Below are 19,018 nucleotides of genomic sequence, written 5' to 3' on the forward strand. Positions count from 1 at the left end.
ACCTACAGACTGTGGTGACAGACCACACAATCCTGTCGCTCGGTGTGCCGTGGCTCACGGTGCGCGGGGCGGGGACCGTGCCGGCCGCCTGGCGGCTACCGGCCCGTTCGCGCCCGCGTGCGGCGCAGCGCCCCGCTGGTCACCAGGAAGGCGGCGGTGTCGCGCAGCGTCTCGCGGCTCGGGCGGGGTGCGTAGCCGAGCTCGCGCCGGGCCTTGCCGCTGCAGACGTGCGGCGCGGCTCGCAGGGTGCCGAGCGCGGCGGGCGACAGCGCGTCGACGCCGTCGCGCCGGGAGAGCGGCCCGGCGACGACGCCGATCGCCCGGGCGCAGGCGAAAGGCACGGTCAGCAGCGGCGGGCGGCGTCCGAGCAGGCCGGCCACGGCGCCGAGCATCTCGTGCATGACCAGCCGCTCGCCCGCGAGGAGGTACCCCTCGCCGGTGCGTCCCAGGCGCGCGGCGAGCAGCAGCCCGGCGACGACGTCGCGCACGTCGACGAAGTCGAAACCCCCGGCCACGTCCAGGAAGGCGGTGCCGAGCGCGGCCCGGCGCAGCACGGCGTTGGTGGGGGCGAGCCGGCCGACGTGGTCGACGGGCCCGTAGATGCCCGTCGGGTTGACGGTGACGGCGTCCAGCCCGGCGTCGACGACCCTGGCGAGCTCGAGCTCGCCTCGCGCCTTGGACCTGTCGTACACGGGCAGGCCGGCGCGGACGGCGCGCGGCGACGTCTCGTCGATGACGCCGCTCGCCAGGTCGTACGCGTGTACCGAGCTGCAGTGCACGAGCCTCCCGACGCCGACCGCGAGCGCCGCGCGCGCCACGGTGCGCACGCCGTCGGTGTTGACGGACCAGGCGAGCGGGTCGGTCTGCCGCAGCGTGATGCGCGCGGCGAGGTGGAAGACGAGGTCGGTGCCGTCGAGGGCGGCGCGCATCGCGGGGGCGTCGCGCACGTCGGCCCGGACCGCGCGCACGGCCGCCTCGGCGGTCCACGGCAGCGTGGGCGACCCGTCGACGGCCGTGACGGTATGACCCTGGCTGACCAGCGTCGGCACCAGGTTGCGAGCGACGTACCCACCGGCTCCGGTGACGGCGATGCGCACTTGCGACCTTCCTTCTGCGCTCGTGAGCCTAGTGCTCGGCGTACCCGTCAGCATCGGGCCGAAGGTCGGTATTTCGCGCGGTCGCTCCTTATTACGTGTTTGCGCAATCACGGATCATAATGAGTGGGTGCTGCGCGTCCTGTCCCACCGCACCTACCGCCACCTGTTCCTCGCCCAGGTCGTCTCCCTGGCCGGGACGGGCCTGGCCACCGTGGCGCTCGGGCTGCTCGCCTTCGACCTCGCGGGCGACCGCGCGGGCGGCGTGCTGGGGACGGCGCTCGCGATCAAGATGGCGGCGTACGTCGTCGTCGCCCCTCTGGCCGCCGCCCTGCTCGGGCGGCTGCCCCGGCGGGCGGTGCTGGTCGGCTCGGACCTGCTGCGCGTCGCGGTCGCGCTGCTGCTGCCGTTCGTCGGCGAGATCTGGCAGGTCTACCTGCTGATCTTCGTGCTCCAGGCGGCCTCGGCGACGTTCACCCCGACCTTCCAGGCCGCCATCCCGCAGATCCTGCCCGGCGACGACGAATACACCGAGGCGCTGTCGCTGTCGCGGCTGGCCGACGACCTCGAACAGGTGCTCTCCCCCCTGCTGGCCGCGGCGCTCCTGCTCGTCGTCGACTCGGGCGCGCTGTTCTTCGGGACGGCGTTCGGCTTCGCCGGGTCGGCCCTGCTCGTGGCGTCGGCCGCCCTGCCGGCGGGCGCCCGGACGGGCAGCACCGGCCCCGAGGCGCCGCTCACGCGGCGGGTCCGGCACGGCATCGCGCTGTTCGTCCGCACGCGGGCCCTGCGGCCGGTGCTGGCGCTCAACCTCGCGGTGGCCGCCGCGGGCGCGTTCGTCATCGTGCAGACGGTCGTCATCGTCCGCTCGGTCTTCGGCCAGGGCGGCGACGTCGTCGCGGTCATGCTGGCGGTCAACGGCGCCGGGTCGATGCTCGCGGCGGTCGCCCTGCCCCGCGTCCTGCACCGGCGCTCCGAGCGGCGCATCATGCTCGGCGGCGCCGTCGCGCTCACCGGAGCCACGCTGCTGGCCCCGCTCGCGCTGGCCGTCCCGTCGCCCCGGCTCGGCCTGGCCTCCGTCGGCGTGCTGTGGCTGGCCGTGGGCGTCGGCTGGTCCGCGGCCGAGACGCCGATGGGCCGCATCATCCGCCGGACCGTCCCGCGCGAGGACCTGCCCGCGGCGTTCGCGGCGCAGTTCTCCCTCTCGCACGCCTGCTGGCTGCTCACCTACCCGCTGGCCGGATGGCTCGGCGCCGTGGGCCTGGGACGCACGGCCCTCGTGCTCGCCGGGGTCGCCGCCGCCGCGACGGCAGCCGCCGCCGCGTCCTGGCCCACCGCCGCGCCGGTCGCGCAGGAGTCGACCGCCCAGGATCCGGTGCCAGGATGATGAGCGTGACCGTCACCGAGCCCCCCGCCGACGTCGAGCTCGACCACGCCGTCGAGGCGCTGCGTCTGCTCGCCGACCGCACGCGCCTGGCGATCCTCGCCATGCTCTCAGGGACCGAGATGTCGGTGACGGCGATCGCCACGACGCTCGACCGGCCCACGCCCGCGGTCTCGCAGCATCTCGCGAAGCTGCGCGCGGGCAACCTCGTCGCCTGCCGGCGCGAGGGCACGACGATCTACTACACCCAGCCCGACGAGCACGTCGCGGCGCTGGTGACCAACGCGCTCCAGTACGGCGAGCACGTCGGGTACGTCGTGCCGCCGCACCACCAGGGATGAGGTAGGCAGGCACCGTCGGCCTACCCCGCACGGGGTGTCCATCAAGGTATCCACATCGTGGACGGCACGTCGCCGCGCTCGCGGCGGCCCCTAGTCTCGGCCCGTGCTCACCGCCAGGACTCCTTCGACAGCCACCGCGTGCATCGTCGCCGCGGGCTGTTGTCGCGCCTCCTGAACACCCGGCACCAGGCCGTCGCCTGACCGTCACGGGCGCCACGTCCCCCTGACCCCGAGCGACCCGCCGCAGCCCGGGCACCGCAGCCCCCGAGCCCGCTCGGCGGTCACCTGCCTCGAACCCCGGTCGCCGCTGCGTCTCCGCTGAGCCGCCCCGCCACCGGACGAGACCGTCGTCGGACGAGACCGCCGCCGGACGAGCCGGGCACCTGCGCCCGCTCGATCCCGGTGGCCCACCGGACCCGCGTCCCCGGGCCGCGTGCCGCCCTCCCCTGCCGCCCTTCTCCGAGAGGACCCACCATGTCGCCATCTGCCCGCGCCCGGCTCACCGCCACGGCCCTCATGCTCGTCACCGTCGCGACCGTCTCGACCGTCGCCTCCGGCTGCGCCGGTGGCGACGCCGCGCACGGCGCCGGACCGACGAGCGCCGCCCCGAGCGGCTCGCTCGAGGAGATCAAGGCCAGCGGCGTCCTCACCGTCGGCGTCTTCCGCGACCTCGCCCCGTTCGGCTCCGTCGGCGCGGACGGCGCCTACGCGGGCTACGACATCTACCTCGGCGACCAGCTCGGCAAGGACCTGGGCGTGCGCGTCGACTACGTCGGCCTCGACGCCCAGGGGCGTGTGCCCGCGCTGACCAGCGGGAAGGTCGACCTGGTCCTGGCGAACTTCGCCGTCACCCCCGAGCGCCAGCAGCAGGTCGACTTCTCGCTGCCGTACATGCAGGCCTACCAGGCGCTCGTCTCGCCCGACGACGCACCCGTCACCGACGTGTCCCAGCTCGCCGGCAAGAAGCTCATCGTCACACGCGGCACGAGCCAGCAGGCGTGGTTCACCGAGCACTTCCCCGACGTCGAGCAGGCCGTCTTCCAGACCCAGACGGACGCCTACGCCGCCCTCAAGGACGGGCGCGGCGCCGCCCTGGCCCAGTCGAACCTCGACGAGCTGGCCTGGACGCGGCAGAACCCCGGCTTCACCGTCGGCGTCGAACGCATCGGTGACCCCACGCTCGTGGCCGCGGCCGTGGCGAAGGGTGACCAGAGCCTGCTCGACTGGGTCAACCAGGAGATCACCACGGGCCTGCCCGACCACTTCTTCCACGACGACTACGCCACAACCCTCGCACAGGTCTACGGGCCGGACGCCGACCCCGACGACATCGTTGTCGAGCGCGGCAAGGCCGGGGCATGACCGTGCCGTCGGCCCCGGGCTCCGCGCCGCTGCTGACCATCGAAGGTCTGCGCAAGTCCTACGGCGACCTGCTGGTTCTCGACGGCATCGACCTGACCGTCGAGCGCGGGCAGGTGCTCGCCGTCGTCGGTCCCTCCGGCTGCGGCAAGTCGACGCTGTTGCGCTGCGTCAACGGCCTCGAGGCCACGCAGGGCGGCACGATCCGGCTCGGCACGCAGACCATCACCGACCCCGGCACGAGCTGGAGCCGGGTGCGCCAGCGCGTGGGCATGGTGTTCCAGGACTACGAGCTGTTCAGCCACCTCACCGTGCTGGACAACATCCTGCTGGCGCCGCGCGCCGTCCAGCGCCGGCGCCGCAGCGAGGCCGCCGCCGAGGCCGAGGAGCTGTTGCGTCGGGTCGGCCTGCACGACAAGCGAGACGCCTACCCGCGGCAGCTGTCCGGCGGGCAGAAGCAGCGCATCGCCATCGTCCGGTCGCTGATCCTGCACCCCGAGCTGATGCTCTTCGACGAGGTCACCGCGGCCCTCGACCCGGAGATGGTCCGCGAGGTGCTCGACGTCGTCGCCGAGCTCGCCGCCGACGGCATGACGATGCTCATCGTCACCCACGAGATGGCCTTCGCCCGGGCGGTCGCCGACCAGGTCGTCCTGCTCGACGCCGGGCGGGTCGCCGAGCGCGCCGAGCCCGAGCAGTTCTTCACCCGGCCGAGGTCCGAGCGCGCGCGAGCCTTCCTCGCCAGCCTCGACTTCACCCCCCGCAAGCCCGTGCGCGCCTAGCGCGCACCCCACCAGGACCCGCTGCCCAGCGGACACGAGAGGACCCACCATGACCACCACACCAGCCACCGCGCCCGCACGCTCACGGCGCGCGTCGTGGCGCCGCATCGGCGCCGCGCTCGCTGCGACGACGGCCACCATCGCCCTCGCCGCCGGGTGCTCCAGCGCGTCCGGGGCCGGTGCGCACGCCACCGGCGACGCCTCGCAGGCGGCCGACTCGCTCGAGGCGATCAAGGCCAAGGGGAAGATCACCGTCGGCGTCTTCCGCGACCTGCCCCCGTTCGGCTCGGTCGACGCCTCCGGGGCGTACACCGGCTACGACGTCTACTTCGCCGAGCAGATCGGCAAGGACCTCGGCGTCGACGTCGACTACGTCGGGCTCGACGCCCAGGGCCGGGTCCCCGCGCTGACGAGCGGCAAGGTCGACCTGGTGCTGGCGAACTTCACCGTCACCGACGAGCGCAAGCAGCAGGTCGACTTCGCCCTGCCGTACATGCAGGTCTACATGGGCGTCGTGTCGCCCACCTCGGCCCCGATCACGGACGTGTCCCAGCTCGAGGGCAAGGAGCTGATCGTCGCGCAGGGCACCACCCAGCAGACGTACTTCACCCAGCACTACCCCGACGTGAAGCTCAACGTCTTCACCACCGAGACCGACGCGTTCGCCGCGCTCAAGGACGGCCGGAGCCCGGCGCTGTCCCAGGACACCACCAACGTCCTGGCCTGGGCGCTGCAGAACCCCGGGTTCACCGTCGGCATCGAGAAGCTGGGCGACCCGCAGGCGATCGCCCCCGCCGTGCGCAAGGGCAACACGAGCCTGCTCGACTGGCTCAACGAGGAGATCACGACGACGCTCCCCGACGACTTCTTCCTCCAGGACTACGAGGCCACCCTCGCCCCCGTCTACGGGGACGCCGCCGACCCGGCGACCATCGTCGTCGAACGCGGGAAGATCGGCTGACGATGGCCTGTCCTCGGCTCACGCGCCGGGCCTGCCGCGCCCCTCGGCCCGCGGCAGGCCCGCGGTGAACTGGCACATCGTCGCGGACTACGTGCCCCAGTACGGGCGCGCGGTGCTGGTCGTGCTGCGGCTCGCGGCGATCGCGATCGCGGGCTCCCTCGCGGTCGGGATCGCGGCGGCGCTCGTGCGCCACCACCGGGTACCGGGCGCCGCCCGGCTCGTGGCGGTCTACGTCGAGGTCTCCCGCAACACCCCCTCGATGGTCCAGCTCTACTTCCTCTACTTCGGCCTGCCGCTGGTCGGGGTCAAGGCCGACGGCTTCACGTGCGCGGCCGTCGGCCTGGTCTTCCTCGGCGGGTCGTACATGGCCGAGGCGCTGCGGTCCGGGCTGGAGGCCGTGCGCAAGGGCCAGCTCGACGCGGCCGCCTCGCTCGGGCTCAGCCCACGGCAGACGTTGCTGCGCGTCACGCTGCCGCAGGCGTTCGCCGTCGCGCTGCCGGCCCTGACCGCCAACGCGATCTTCCTGGTCAAGGAGACGTCGATCGTCTCGGTGATCGCCGTCGTCGACCTCATGGCCCTCACCCAGAACCTCGTGAGCATGTTCTACACGTCCAACGAGGCCTACCTCCTGCTCGTCGCCTCCTACCTGGTCATCCTGCTGCCGCTGTCGGTGGCCTTGCGCCTGCTCGAACGGAGGGTGCGCCATGCCTCTTTCGGTTCCTGAGTGGCTGGTCAGCGCCGGCAACGCCCGGCAGCTCGCCGAGGGCCTCGGGCTCACCGCGCTGATCGCCCTGGTCTCGGCGGCTGCCTCGATGCTCCTGGGCACCGCGTTCGGGTTCGTCCTCGCCGCGAGGCACCCGGCGGTCCGTGCGGTGGGGCGTATCTACCTGGAGGCCGTGCGCATCGTCCCGCTCGTCGTCCTGCTCTACCTCGCCTACTACGTGGCATCGGCCGAGCTCGGGCTGAACGCGTCGAACGTCACCACGTCGATCGTGGTGTTCACCGTCTGGGGCACCGGGGAGTTCGGCGACGTCGTGCGGGGCGCGGTGACCTCGATCCCGCGTCACCAGTACGAGTCGGCGCAGGCGCTCGGGCTGTCCACCACGAGCACGTACCTGCGGGTGATCGTCCCGCAGTCGGTGCGCCGGGTCGCGCCGGCGGCGATCAACCTGGTCACCCGCATGATCAAGACGACGTCGCTGTGCGCCTTCATCTCCGTCGCCGAGGTCATGACGGTCGGGCGCCAGATCGTGTCGGTGGCCAACCAGTCGTTCCAGCACCCGCAGGCGCCGTTCGTCGTCTACGCCGTCGTGATGGTCCTGTACTTCCTGCTGTGCTGGCCGATCTCGCGTGGCGCCCAGAGGCTCGAACGGGTCTGGGCCACATAGCGGGAGCCGGTTGACCGCACGAGATACCTCAGTCAAACTTGACTCTATGACCGTTGAGGCAACGGCGGACCTCACCCGGCGGGCCGCCGTCCACGCCGCGCTCGGCGACCCCGCCCGGCTGCGGATCGTCGACACCCTCACGCTCGGCGACGCCTCGCCGAGCGAGCTCATGCAGGTGCTCGGCATCACGTCCAACCTCCTGTCGCACCACCTCGGCGTGCTGCGCGACGCGGGCCTGGTCACGTCCCACCGCTCGCAGGGCGACGGCCGGCGCCAGTACGTGCGCCTGCGTGCCGGCGCCCTCGCGCTCGCCCTGCCGTCGGTGCCCGCGCCGACGCGCGTGCTGTTCGTGTGCAGCGCCAACTCCGCCCGCTCCCACCTGGCCGCGGCACTGTGGCGCCAGGCGTCGCCCGTCCCGGCGGCCTCCGCGGGCACCCGCCCCGCGGCGGTCATCCACCCGGGCGCCCGGGAGGTCGCCCGCCGGCGCCACCTCGACCTCCCGACCGTCGCACCGCGCCGGCTCGACGACGTCGCCGCGGACGGCGACCTCGTCGTCACGGTCTGCGACCTCGCGCACGAGGAGGCCGCCGTCCGCGGCGACCTGCACTGGTCGATCCCCGACCCCGTCCGCGTGGGCACCCCGGCGGCGTTCGACGCCGCCTACGACGAGCTGTCGGCGCGCGTCCGGGCCCTGGCCGCCCGCCTGGCCGCGTGAGCACCACCCGTCAGCGGCTCGTCGCGGCCGCGCACCCCCGGAAGGCACCATGACCAGCACCGGCACCGCCACCCCCGTCACGATCGTCGTCGTGGGCTCGGTCGCGGCAGGGACCTCCGCCGCCGCGAAGGCCCGCCGCAACACCGAGTCGGCGCGCATCACGATCTACGAGCGCGACCACGACATCTCCTACTCGGGCTGCGGCCTGCCGTACTTCGTGGGCGGCGCCGTCGCGAGCATCGACGCGCTGACCCCGCGCACCCCCGCCTGGTTCGCCAAGCGCTACGGCGTGGACGTACGCACGGGGCACGAGGTGGTCTCGGTCGACGCCGCGGCGCGCACCGTCGAGGTGCGCGACCTGGCGACCGGCGAGACGTTCACCGACACCTACGACGAGCTCGTCCTGGCGACGGGCGTGCACCCCGTCGTCCCGGCGGTCCCCGGCATCCCGGCCCCAGGCGTGTTCACCGTGCGCACCCCGCAGGACGCCCGCGACATCGACGCCTGGATCCGGGACCGCGACGCGCGCGCCGCCGTCGTCGTCGGTGCCGGGTACATCGGGCTGGAGATGGCCGAGCAGCTCGTCCACCGGGGGCTGGACGTCACCGTCGTGGAGGCGCTGCCGCACGCGATGGCCCGCCTCGACCCCGACATGTCGGCGCGCGTCGACGCGCAGCTGCGCGCGCACGGCGTCGACCTGCGGACCCGGACGGCACTGACGGCCGTCGAGGCCACGGCCGACGGCGTGACCGGCGTCGTCGTGCGCGACGGCGCCGGGGAGGCACGCATCGCCGCCGACCTGGTGGTCGTGGCCGTGGGCGTGCGCCCGAACACCGACCTCGCCGTGCAGGCGGGCGTGCGGCTCGGGCCCACGGGAGCGATCGCCGTCGACCGCCGCCAGCACACCTCGGTGGCGCACGTGTGGGCGGCGGGCGACGTCGCCGAGTCGTTCGACCTCGTCACCGGCGAGCCGGCCTGGGTGCCGCTCGGGTCGACGGCGAACAAGACCGGCCGCATCCTCGGCGACGCGATCACGGGCGGGCCGCTGGAGCATCGCGGCATCCTGGGCACGTCGATCGTGCGCGTCTTCGACCTGGGCGTCGGGGGCACGGGTCTGACCGAGACGGCCGCGCGCGCGGCCGGGTACGACGTCGAGGTGCTGCACAACATCAAGCCCGACCGCCCCGAGTACCTGGGCGGGCGGCCGCTGGTCATCAAGGCCGTCGCCGACCGGGCGACCGGGCGCCTGCTCGGCGCGCAGGTGATCGGCTCGTCGGGCGCCGACAAGCGTCTCGACGTCCTCGCCACGGCCATCACGTTCGGCGCCGACGTCGCCGACCTGTTCCACCTCGACCTGGCCTACTCCCCCGCCTTCGCGACGACCAAGGACCCGGTGCACTACACGGGCATGGCCCTCGACGGCGCGATCCACGGCCGGACCCCGTTGCTGACCCCCGCCGAGCTCGTCGCCCGCCGCGGGGCGGGCGAGACGATCCAGGTCGTGGACGTGCGGGGCGCGAAGGACCGGGCCCAGGGGTACGTCGACGGCTCGGTGCACATCCCGCTCGCCGAGCTGCGCGAGCGGGCCGCCGAGCTCGACCCGGCCCTGGTCACCGTGACGTACTGCAACAAGGGCGTCACCGGCAACGCCGGTCAGAACGTGCTGCGCAACCTCGGCTTCGATCGGGTCTACAACCTGTCGGGCGGCCACCAGAACTACCGGGCGTTCGTCGAGGCCCGTCCCTGAACCACGCGCCCGTCGACGCCCATCGACGCCCGTCGATGGGCATGGGAGGATGACACCATGACGACGTCGCTCCCCCTGGTCGGCACCACGAGCGACGCGTGCGGCCGTCCGGCCGCCGCCGGCCTCGGCGCCGAGCAGGCCGGCGCCGTCGCCCGGACGTTCAAGGCGCTGAGCGACCCCGCACGCGTGCGGCTGCTGTCGATCATCGCCGCAGCCCCCGAGGGCGACGCGTGCATCTGCGACCTCACGGAGCCGGTCGGGCTGTCCCAGCCCACGGTGTCCCACCACATGAAGCTCCTGGCCGAGGCCGGGCTGGTCACGCGTGAGCAGCGCGGGCGCTGGGCCCACTACGCCGTCGCTCCGGGGGCCCGGGCGCTGCTCGCGGCGTCGGCCGACGCGGCCCTCCAGCCTGCCGATGTCGCCGGTGCTGCCGAGCGATCCTGAGCGAATCCCGGCAGCTCGCTTGACACCGCACGCGAGCTCTCGCAGGATGGCCACATCGGAATGACAATCATTCCCATTTAGACCGTCCTCTCCTGCCCGCTCTTCTCTTTGGGGGTGACCACGTGACCTGGCTCGACACCGAGGCCCTGCGCCCTCACGCCCACACGCGCGGCCACCTGGCCGCCGGCGCGGCCCTGCGCTGCGGCTGCGGGTCCGACGCCCTGGACACCCCGGCCGCCACGCACGCGTGCCCGGCGGCACGCTGGGAGCCCGTGCGCCGCCAGCTCACCGGCTGGGTTCGCGCCCGGCTGATCTACTCCTCCCGGTAGCCGTCGCACCGCCGCGACGCCCGCGCCCCCGGACGGGCGCACCGCCTGCCGCAACGACCAGGCCCACCGTCGCCCACCGTCGCACCGCGCCCCACCACCGCGCCCACCCTCGCGTCCCGCGACAGCACCCACCCTCGCGTCCCGCGACAGCACCCACCCTCGCGTCCCGCGACAGCACCCACCCTCGCGTCCCGCGACAGGGGACCCCCGACCCGGAGACCTCCGTGCGCCCTGCCCGGCCCCGGCGTGCCCTCGCCGCCCTCGCCGCCCTCACCCTGCCCCTGACCGCCTGCACCGCCCGGCCCACCCTCCCCGCCGACGGCGCGCGCCTGCGCGTGGTCACGACGACCGGCCTGCTGCGCGACCTGGTGCAGCACGTGGCGGGCGAGCGCGCCGTCGTCGTCTCGCTCGTGCCCGACGGCGGCGACCCGCACACCTACGAGCCCACGCTGCGCGACGCCCGCAACGTGGTCTACGCCGACGTGGCGTTCAGCAACTACGCGCTGCTCGAGGAGCACGCCGTCATCAAGACGCTCGACGCCAACCTGCGCCCCGACGCCGTGAGCGTGTCGCTGGCCGAGGAGTCGGTCAAGTACGCGGCCGAGCTGATCCCGCTCGTCGAGGACGTCACGCTCGACACCGTGTGGCTGGGCCTGCGCGTGCAGGGCACCGGGGAGCACCTCGGCGCCACGCGGTCGTCCCAGGTGCTCGTCTCGGCGGTCGGCGCGACCGGGCCCGGCAACGTGTTCGCCTACCTCACGGGCACCTTCGGGGACACCGACGTGTACATCGACTCGTCCGACGGCTTCGACGCCGCCGACGGGTACGAGCACGACACCGTCGCCCTGCCCGCCGACGCGCACACGCACCTGTCGTGGGCGTTCACCGAACCGGGCCTCTACACCCTCACGCTGCGCGCCCGGCTCCAGGTCGACCCCACCACCCGGCCCGTCGGCCTGGGCGAGGAGACGTTCACCTTCGCCGTCGGCGTCGACCCCGCCGCGGCGCGCCCCGGCGCCGTCGTGCTCGACCGCGGGCACGCCGACCTCACGGCCGGACTGGGGGACGCCGCGACGCCGCCCGGCCTGGGCGTGCGCCACGACCCCGAGGGCGGCGGCGACCACACGCAGCGGACGCTCGGTGCGGGCGACGTCGTCGTCGACGTGCCCGCCAAGGCGCTCGACGAGATCCCCGCCGGGCCGCAGTTCCGGTTCCTCGGCACGCCGGGCGACCAGGTCTACCAGCTCCCCCAGGCCGTGCTGGGCAAGCACGTGCACGGCGAGATCGACCCCCACCTGTGGCAGGACGCGCGCAACGGGATGGCCTACGCGCAGCTCGTGCGCGACACGCTGACCGCCGCCGATCCCGCCGGCGCCGCCGTGTACCGCGCCAACACCGACGCCTACCTGGCCGAGCTCACGGCCGCCGACGACGAGGCGCGCGCCCTGCTCGCCGCTGTCCCCGCCCACCGCCGCCACCTGGTCACGACGCACGACGCGTTCGCCTACCTCGCCCACGCCTACGGCCTGCACGTGGCCGGGTTCGTGACACCGCACCCGGCGGCCGAGCCGTCGCTCGCCGACCGCCGCAAGCTCGCGGCGACGCTGCGCACGCTCGACGTGCCGGCCGTGTTCCTCGAACCCAACCTCGCGGCGCGCTCGGCGACGCTCACCGACGTCGCCGCCGAGCAGGGCGTGGCCGTGTGCCCCATCTACGGCGACACGCTCGACGACCGCGTGCGCACCTACGCCGACCTCGTGCGCTTCAACGCCCGCTCGATCCACGACTGCCTGACCCGACCCGACAGGACGACCTGATGCCCCTTGCCGCCCCTCGCCCCGCGGCGGCCGCACTCGCCGCGGCCCTGCTGGCCCTCACCGCACCCGCGTCCCCCGCGGGCGCCGCGACGGCCCCGCCGGACGACGACCCCGCCCTGGACCAGACGCTCGCGACCGACCAGCCCGTCGCGCACGGCGAGCACGTGCTGTCGCAGGGGCACGTGGACCTCGGCCCGCGATTCGACGGCGGTCGATGGAGCCTGCTCGTGCACGACGACGCCGCGAAGGCGGGCGGCACGAGCGTGTGGCGCCACCCCGACGACGTCGTGCTCCAGGTCGCGGACGCCGCGGCGGCCCAGGTGCCCGACGACCCGGCGTACGGGTTCCTGGGCGCCGCCCCCGGCGCCCAGGTCTGGGTGCTGCCGCAGACCCAGGACCCCGACGTGGTGTGGCTGGGCTGGAACACCCAGGACCCCGAGGTCATGGCGCGCATCGACCGCGGGGTCACGCTGTCGCTCGCCGGCGTCCAGGGCCCCGGGGACGTGACCGTGTACCTGCAGTCGGGCAGCTTCGGCGAGCCCGACGTCCTGGCCGACTCGCGCTCGGCGGAGCCCGGCCGGATCTGGGTCGACGTCAACACGCACACGCATGCGAGCTGGGTGTTCACGCAGCCGGGGGTGTACCTCGTCGCGCTGCGCGCCGAGGCCACCCTGATCGACGGGACGGACGTGAGCGACACGCGGGTGCTGCGGTTCGCGGTCGGCTCGGCCACTTCCGTCGCCCAGGCGCGATCCGCGGCCTGGCGGGGCGAGGTGCCCGGCGGCGCGGACCCGGCCGCGCGCGCGGCCGACGGCGACGACGGGGCGAGCCTGCCCGTGCTCGCGACGCGCGACGGCATCGCGCCCGTGCTCCTCACGGTCGGCGCGCTGGCGGGCCTCGTCCTGGCCGGCGCCGTCGTCCTCGGGGCGCGCGGGCGCCGCGCGCGGGCCCGGGCGCTGACCGCGCGCGGCACCGCGGCCGGACCCGGCGACCCGGCGCCCGGCGACGACTCGGCACCTGCTGGTGACCCCGCCGACGGCCCGGCACCTGCTGGTGACCCGGCCGACGCCGCGGCCGACCGTGCGCCCGGCGACGAGCGCGCCGCGCGCGGGTCCGCCGGTCACGGGCGCGCCGACCGGTCGCCCGGCGCGCCCGGGGACGCGCGGTGACCGCGCTGGACGTCCGGCACGCGGACGTGGACCTCGGGGGTGCGCGTGTGCTCCACGACGTGTCGCTGCGCGTGGACCAGGGCGAGCTGGTCGGGCTGCTCGGCCCCAACGGGGCGGGCAAGACCACGCTGCTGCGCACCGTGCTCGGCCTCCAGCCCGTCCGGAGCGGGTCCGTGCTCGTCGCGGGGCGCCCGGCGCGGCCGGGACGCACCCCGGTCGGGTACGTGCCCCAGCGGCACGACTTCGCCTGGGACTTCCCGATCTGCGTGGCCGACGCCGTCCTGACCGGGCTGACGGGACGGCTCGGGCCGGTGCGCCGCCCCGGGGTACGGCACTGGGAGGCGGTGGCGGACGCGCTCGACCGTGTGCGCCTGACCGCGCTCGCCGAACGGCCCGTCGGCCAGCTCTCGGGCGGGCAACGTCAGCGGGTGCTGGTCGCGCGGGCGCTCGCGCTGCGCCCGCAGGTGCTGCTGCTCGACGAGCCGTTCACGGGCCTGGACCTGCCGACGCAGGAGCTGCTGACGGCGCTGTTCGCCGATCTCGCGCACGAGGGCCGGGCCGTGCTCATGGCGACCCACGACCTGCTCGGGGCGCTCGCCGCGTGCGACCGTGTCGCGCTGCTGCACCGCACCGTGATCGCCGCCGGCACGCCCGCGACGCTCGCCGCCGACACCGCCGCGTGGACGACGGCGTTCGGCGTGGGGCCCGACAGCCCGCTCCTGCGCGCACTGCGGGCGGTGTGATGTCCCCCGCCGACTTCCTGGCCGACCTGCTCAACCCCGACCTGGTCTTCCTGCCCAAGGCGCTCGCCGTGGCCGTGATGTCCTCGATCGCGTGCGGCGTCGTGGGCTGCTACGTCGTGCTGCGCGGCATGGCGTTCATCGGCGACACCGTCGCGCACGCCGTGTTCCCCGGCCTGGCCGTGGCGTTCGTCGCGGGCGGCAACCTGGTGCTGGGCGGTGCCGCGGCCGGCGTCGTGACCGCCGTGCTCATCGCCGTGGTCGCCCAGAACCGGCGGCTGCGTGAGGACTCCGTCATCGGCATCTGCTTCGTCGCCGCGTTCGCGCTCGGGATCGTCGTGATCTCGCGGGCCCCCGGGTACGCGGGGTCGCTCCAGCAGTTCCTGTTCGGGTCGATCACCGGCATCCCGACGTCGGACCTGTACGTCGTCGCGGGCACCGGTGCCGCGGTGCTCGCGGCGCTGACGGCGCTGCGCAAGGAGCTCGTGACGGTGGCGCTCGACCGCGAGTCGGCGCGCGCGACGGGCGTGCCCGTGTTCTGGCTCGACCTGGCGCTGTACGTGCTGGTGACCCTCGCCGTCGTGATCAGCGTGCAGACCATCGGCAACATCCTCGTGCTCGCGCTGCTGGTCACCCCCGCCGCGACCGCCCGGCTGCTGACCGACCGGCTCACCGTGATGCTGTGGCTCGCCCCCGTCATCGGGTCGGCCGCCGCGGTGGTGGGCCTGTACCTGTCCTGGTCGTTCGACCTGCCCACGGGCGGCGTCGTCGTGCTGGTCCTGACCGCCGGGTTCCTCGCGGCGTGGACGCTCGCACCCCGGCACGGGGTGCTCGCGCGGCGCACGACCCGGCGGCGCGTCCCGGACGACACCCCGCCGCCCCACCCGGCTCCCCTGCCCGCTCGCGCCGACGAAGGAGCACCCGCATGAGCATCCGACGCACCCTGCACGTCCTGGCCACCGCATGTCTGCTGGCCGCGGGGGGCCTCGCGGCCGCTGGTCCGCTGCAGGCCGACCCGATCGCCCCCACCGTCGTCGACGCCGCCGCCATCGCGTCGGTCGCGCTGACGTACGAGCCGGACGCGATCGTGCTGGAGGCCCGCACGGCCGACGGCGCCACGCTCGACCCGGGCACCACACGGGTACGGCTCGGCGGCGGCGACCTCCAGGGGTCCGCGCTCGCCGTGGTGCTCGACGCCGGCCTGCTGCCCGCGGGCGCCTTCACGGACGACGCCGTCGACGTCACCGCGGGAGCCACGGAGGGTGCGGGCGTGCGCGTCGCCGCCGGGGAACGCACGCCCGTCACGTGGACGGCCGACGACGACGCGATCCGCCTGACGGCACAGGCGTCGCTGGCGGCGTCGGGCCGGCCGGTCGGCGCGCAGCTCGTGCTGGAGCGCGCACCGGCGGCCGATGCCACGCCCACGGCGACGGAGCCCGCCGCGGGCGGGAGCGGTGACCTGCCCGCGAGCGCCGACGGCGACGCGTCGCCCTCCGCGGACGGCGAGCGGCTCCCGGCCGCAACGGACGCGGCGTCCGCAGCGGACGCAGCGGACGTGGCAGACACCGCGGATGCCGACCGGTCGGGCACGCCGCCCGGCCGGGAAGGGCCCGACGCCGCTGCGGCGGCGTCGGCGGAAGCAGCAGCCGGCATCTCGGACCGGTCCGGCGAGGCGCTCACCGTGGCGCCTGGCCCGATCACCGAGGCGCCCGTGCTGCGGTCGGCACCCCGAGAGGGATCGTCCGCACGGGGGTCGGGCGGGGGTGCCGGGGAGGGCGGCGGGCCGGGCGACGGGGATGCGCCCGCGCCCGCCGCACCTTCCGAGGCGGGAGCACCGGGTGCGACCGGAGCGCCGGGCGCCCCTGCCGGGCAGGGCACACCGGCGTCGGGCACCACGCCCGAGCAGTGCATCGCGACCGGACCGGCCGCGCCCGCCGGTGCCGTCGACGTCGTCACCGAGGGGCACCTCGACTTCGGCCCCGTGCTGGAGGACGGCACGCTGCGCGCCCTGGTGAAGGACGACCGCGCATCGCCCCCGCGCTGGGTCGATCCGGCGGGCCTGGTGCTCCACGTGCAGGACAACGCGGCGGTCCAGGCCCCGGGCGGCGACTTCGCGTTCCTCGGGTCGGGCCAGGTGTGGCAGATCCCGCTCACGCAGGCGTCGGGCGTGCCGTGGCTGGGCTGGAACACGCAGCACGAGTCCGTCGCCGGCAAGACCGACGGGAACGTCACGCTGTCGCTCGACGCGCTCGACGGTCCCGGCCGGCTGGCCGTCTACTCCATGGGCTCGTTCGGCAACGTGGGCGAGAAGTTCTTCGGGACGGTCGACGGGTTCGGCCGGTCCACCGAGATCCCCGTGGGTGCCTCGGGCGTCCACGTCCACGCCATCTGGGCCTTCACCGAGCCGGGCGCCTACCACGCCACGCTCACGTTCTCTGGCACCGTCGCGGGCCAGCCCCGGACGGCCACGACCACGCTGACGTTCTTCGTCGGCCCCGGCGACCCGGCGTCCGCGGCCCGGCCCGGGGCGGCGACCACCGGGCGCACCCCGGACGGGCGCGAGTGCTCGCTCGCCGCCGGGACGCCGGGTCCGGGGAACGGGGCCCCGGGCGGGCCCACGCTCCCGCGGACCGGTCCCGCGCTCACCGGGGACCTGGCCGGTCTGGCGGTCGCGCTCGGCCTCGTCGGGCTGGCTTTCCTGGGTGCCGCGGCGCTCGCCCCGCGTGCTGCCCGCACCTCGCACGCTTGACCAGCCACCAATCCGTTCCGCCGCACGGCGGAGCCCCACGAGAAGAATGCGAGAGACATCATGCGAACCTCGTCCAAGCGACGAACGGGAGCCGCCGCGATCGTCGCGGCCCTCGCCCTCGCCGTCGTCCCGGCCTCCGCGCGTGCCGCGGGCGGTGACCTGACGGACCCGCAGCGGTTCGACACCGGCCACATCGACCTGTTCAACCTGTCCCTCAACGACGACGGCACCGTGCGGCTCAACCTCAAGGAGGACGTCACGGGCTCGCACGTCCACCGGGCGCCCGAGTCGGTGGAGCTGGTCGTCAAGGAGCAGGCGCACCTGACCGACCTGCCCGCCACGCACCTGCCGCCCGGCGCCCCGACCTCGCTGTACTACCTGCCGCTCACCCAGGACCAGAACCTCGTGTGGCCCGGCTGGGACACCCTGGAGATCGCGTCGCGCTACGGCGCGGGCGCCGACACGGACATCGTCGTCTCGGCGGTCGACGGGCCGGGCCAGGTGTACCTGTGGTCCACGGGCGCGTTCGGCGACGTGCGCCAGCTCCTGGCGGACGGGTGGACGCTGCCCGGCACCGTCCACCAGGACGCCACGGCGCACGCGCACGCCAACTGGGGCTTCACCGCTCCCGGCACGTACCGGCTGACGGCGAAGGCCACGGTGACCAGCGAAGACGGCTCCCGCACCGCGACGTCGAACGCGGCGACGTACACGTTCGTCGTCGGCTCACCCGGCGGCGAGCCGACCGGTGAGCCCACCGGCGAGCCGACCGGTGAGCCCACCAGTGAGCCGACCGGTGAGCCCACCAGCCCGCCCACCGGCGAGCCCACCGGCCAGCCCGGGCAGCCGCCCGCCACGACCACGCTCACCGTCACGGGCGTCGGCGGCCACTACCACACCGGCGACGTCGCCGGCCTGACGGCCGAGCAGTCCACCCACGTCTCCGACCGCCACCGCTGGTTCACCCGCACCGCGGCCGACGGGCAGTGGCAGCAGGTCGAGGGAGCCGACACGGACCGGTACGGGTTCGTCGTCACGGCCACGCACCAGGTCAAGGTCGCCGTCTACGACGACCACGACCAGCTCGTCGCCGAGTCGGAGCCCGTCGACATCCTCGTCGACGACCACGGCAACACCCCGGTCCTGGGGCCCGAGATCGAGGCGACGCTCCCGGTGACCGAGGGCGCGCTCGTCGTGTCCGTCTCGCCCGAGGGGAAGAAGGCCACGCTGTCCGACCTCACCCTCAACGCCACGGCCACCCGGTACACCTCGACCGGCACCATCACGGGCATCACCGTGACCGACACGCGCGCCGACAACCTCGGCTGGTCGGCCACCGGCCGCGTGCGCGGCCTGGTCGCCGTCGACGGTGGGGCCATCGACGGCGCCAACGTCGGCTGGACGCCGCGCGTCGTGTCCACGACGGGCGGCGCGGTCGCCGGGAAGGCGGTCCTGCCCGGGTTCGCCCACGGGACCGGCATCAGGGGCTGGAGCCAGCTCGGCTCGGCCCGGGCCGGGTCGTCCATCGGCACGTCGGTGCTCGGCGCCGACCTGGCGATCGACGCCCCCCTGTCCACCACGCCCGGCACGTACACCGGCCTGGTGCTGCTCGCCGTCATCTGACCGCCCGACGCCGGCCGGGCCGCCGCGCCCGGCCGGCGTCACCGTGCCGGACACCGGCACCCTCCCGTGAAGGAACCTCATGCCCCGCACCGCCGCCGTGGCCGCCGCCCTGTGGGCCGTGCTGCTCTCGCCTGCCGCCGACGCCCGAACGGCCGACCCCGAGCCCGGCCCCCGCACGTGGGCGGTCGTGCCCGCGACCGCGGACGGGCCCGACGGCCGCGGTCGCATCGAGGTCACCGTCGAGCCCGGGCGGCGCCACGAGGACCACGTGGCGGTGCGCAACCTCGGCGACCAGCCGCTGACGCTCGACCTGTACGCCCAGGACGCCGGCCAGACCCCGCAGACCGAGTTCGAGGTCCAGGCCCCGAGGACGACGCCG

Annotated in this window: 16 protein-coding genes and 2 pseudogenes; 17 read left to right on the forward strand and 1 reads right to left on the reverse strand. The window is 74.9% G+C overall.

All coding sequences use genetic code 11. The features are described 5' to 3' along the window. Nucleotides 1-95 precede the first annotated feature (95 nt). Entirely contained in the window at nucleotides 96-1,097 is a 1,002-nt protein-coding gene (locus tag ET495_RS07425) for an NAD-dependent epimerase/dehydratase family protein (protein WP_129203883.1), read from the reverse strand. A gap of 127 nt (nucleotides 1,098-1,224) precedes the next feature. On the opposite strand from ET495_RS07425, the gene ET495_RS07430 reads away from it, so the two are divergent. The 17 genes and pseudogenes from ET495_RS07430 to ET495_RS07510 all read left to right on the forward strand — a co-directional run bounded on the left by ET495_RS07430 (nucleotide 1,225) and on the right by ET495_RS07510 (nucleotide 18,639). Continuing rightward, entirely contained in the window at nucleotides 1,225-2,478 is a 1,254-nt protein-coding gene (locus ET495_RS07430) for an MFS transporter (protein WP_129203885.1), read from the forward strand. Then, the gene (locus ET495_RS07435; RefSeq protein WP_129203887.1) at nucleotides 2,478-2,816 is read left to right on the forward strand and encodes an ArsR/SmtB family transcription factor; all 339 of its coding nucleotides are present in this window, start codon (nucleotides 2,478-2,480) and stop codon (nucleotides 2,814-2,816) included. Before ET495_RS07430 ends, ET495_RS07435 begins: the two co-directional genes overlap by 1 nt. Nucleotides 2,817-3,290: 474 nt before the next feature. Further along, nucleotides 3,291-4,178, forward strand: a complete 888-nt coding sequence (locus tag ET495_RS07440; RefSeq protein WP_129203889.1) for a transporter substrate-binding domain-containing protein — start codon at nucleotides 3,291-3,293, stop codon at nucleotides 4,176-4,178. Continuing rightward, entirely contained in the window at nucleotides 4,175-4,957 is a 783-nt protein-coding gene (locus ET495_RS07445) for an amino acid ABC transporter ATP-binding protein (protein ID WP_129203891.1), read from the forward strand. The genes ET495_RS07440 and ET495_RS07445 overlap by 4 nt, the downstream gene beginning before the upstream one ends. A gap of 49 nt (nucleotides 4,958-5,006) precedes the next feature. Further along, nucleotides 5,007-5,918 carry a transporter substrate-binding domain-containing protein gene (locus tag ET495_RS07450; protein ID WP_129203893.1) on the forward strand — a complete coding sequence of 304 codons (912 nt, stop codon included), beginning with the start codon at nucleotides 5,007-5,009 and terminating at the stop codon, nucleotides 5,916-5,918. 64 nt (nucleotides 5,919-5,982) lie between these two features. After that, a complete protein-coding gene (locus tag ET495_RS07455; RefSeq protein ID WP_129203895.1) occupies nucleotides 5,983-6,642 on the forward strand; it encodes an amino acid ABC transporter permease in 660 nt (219 codons plus the stop codon). After that, entirely contained in the window at nucleotides 6,623-7,306 is a 684-nt protein-coding gene (locus tag ET495_RS07460; protein WP_129203897.1) for an amino acid ABC transporter permease, read from the forward strand. Before ET495_RS07455 ends, ET495_RS07460 begins: the two co-directional genes overlap by 20 nt. A gap of 46 nt (nucleotides 7,307-7,352) precedes the next feature. Beyond that, nucleotides 7,353-8,021: a metalloregulator ArsR/SmtB family transcription factor gene (locus ET495_RS07465; RefSeq protein WP_129203899.1), complete on the forward strand. Its 669-nt coding sequence runs from the start codon at nucleotides 7,353-7,355 to the stop codon at nucleotides 8,019-8,021. Between the two features lie 49 nt (nucleotides 8,022-8,070). Then, nucleotides 8,071-9,768, forward strand: a complete 1,698-nt coding sequence (locus ET495_RS07470; protein ID WP_129203901.1) for an FAD-dependent oxidoreductase — start codon at nucleotides 8,071-8,073, stop codon at nucleotides 9,766-9,768. A 57-nt stretch (nucleotides 9,769-9,825) separates the two neighbouring features. Next, nucleotides 9,826-10,212: an ArsR/SmtB family transcription factor gene (locus ET495_RS07475; protein WP_129203903.1), complete on the forward strand. Its 387-nt coding sequence runs from the start codon at nucleotides 9,826-9,828 to the stop codon at nucleotides 10,210-10,212. Nucleotides 10,213-10,334: 122 nt separating this feature from the next. Beyond that, the gene (locus tag ET495_RS07480; protein ID WP_129203905.1) at nucleotides 10,335-10,541 is read left to right on the forward strand and encodes a hypothetical protein; all 207 of its coding nucleotides are present in this window, start codon (nucleotides 10,335-10,337) and stop codon (nucleotides 10,539-10,541) included. Nucleotides 10,542-10,918: 377 nt separating this feature from the next. After that, a pseudogene (locus tag ET495_RS07485) lies at nucleotides 10,919-12,277 on the forward strand (anchored repeat ABC transporter, substrate-binding protein); the annotation flags it as partial. Further along, a pseudogene (locus ET495_RS07490) lies at nucleotides 12,214-13,527 on the forward strand (TIGR03773 family transporter-associated surface protein); the annotation flags it as partial. The pseudogenes ET495_RS07485 and ET495_RS07490, both read left to right, overlap by 64 nt. Next, nucleotides 13,524-14,270, forward strand: coding sequence for an anchored repeat-type ABC transporter ATP-binding subunit (locus ET495_RS07495; protein WP_129203911.1), 747 nt, complete (start codon nucleotides 13,524-13,526; stop codon nucleotides 14,268-14,270). The pseudogene ET495_RS07490 and the gene ET495_RS07495, both read left to right, overlap by 4 nt. Then, nucleotides 14,267-15,196: an anchored repeat-type ABC transporter permease subunit gene (locus ET495_RS07500; RefSeq protein WP_211340930.1), complete on the forward strand. Its 930-nt coding sequence runs from the start codon at nucleotides 14,267-14,269 to the stop codon at nucleotides 15,194-15,196. The genes ET495_RS07495 and ET495_RS07500 overlap by 4 nt, the downstream gene beginning before the upstream one ends. Next, nucleotides 15,193-17,016: a TIGR03773 family transporter-associated surface protein gene (locus tag ET495_RS07505; protein ID WP_129203915.1), complete on the forward strand. Its 1,824-nt coding sequence runs from the start codon at nucleotides 15,193-15,195 to the stop codon at nucleotides 17,014-17,016. The genes ET495_RS07500 and ET495_RS07505 overlap by 4 nt, the downstream gene beginning before the upstream one ends. Nucleotides 17,017-17,076: 60 nt before the next feature. After that, nucleotides 17,077-18,639 carry a choice-of-anchor M domain-containing protein gene (locus ET495_RS07510; RefSeq protein WP_129203917.1) on the forward strand — a complete coding sequence of 521 codons (1,563 nt, stop codon included), beginning with the start codon at nucleotides 17,077-17,079 and terminating at the stop codon, nucleotides 18,637-18,639. The last annotated feature ends 379 nt before the right edge of the window (nucleotides 18,640-19,018 follow it).

It is taken from the genome of Xylanimonas allomyrinae, assembly GCF_004135345.1.
Classification (GTDB): domain Bacteria; phylum Actinomycetota; class Actinomycetes; order Actinomycetales; family Cellulomonadaceae; genus Xylanimonas; species Xylanimonas allomyrinae.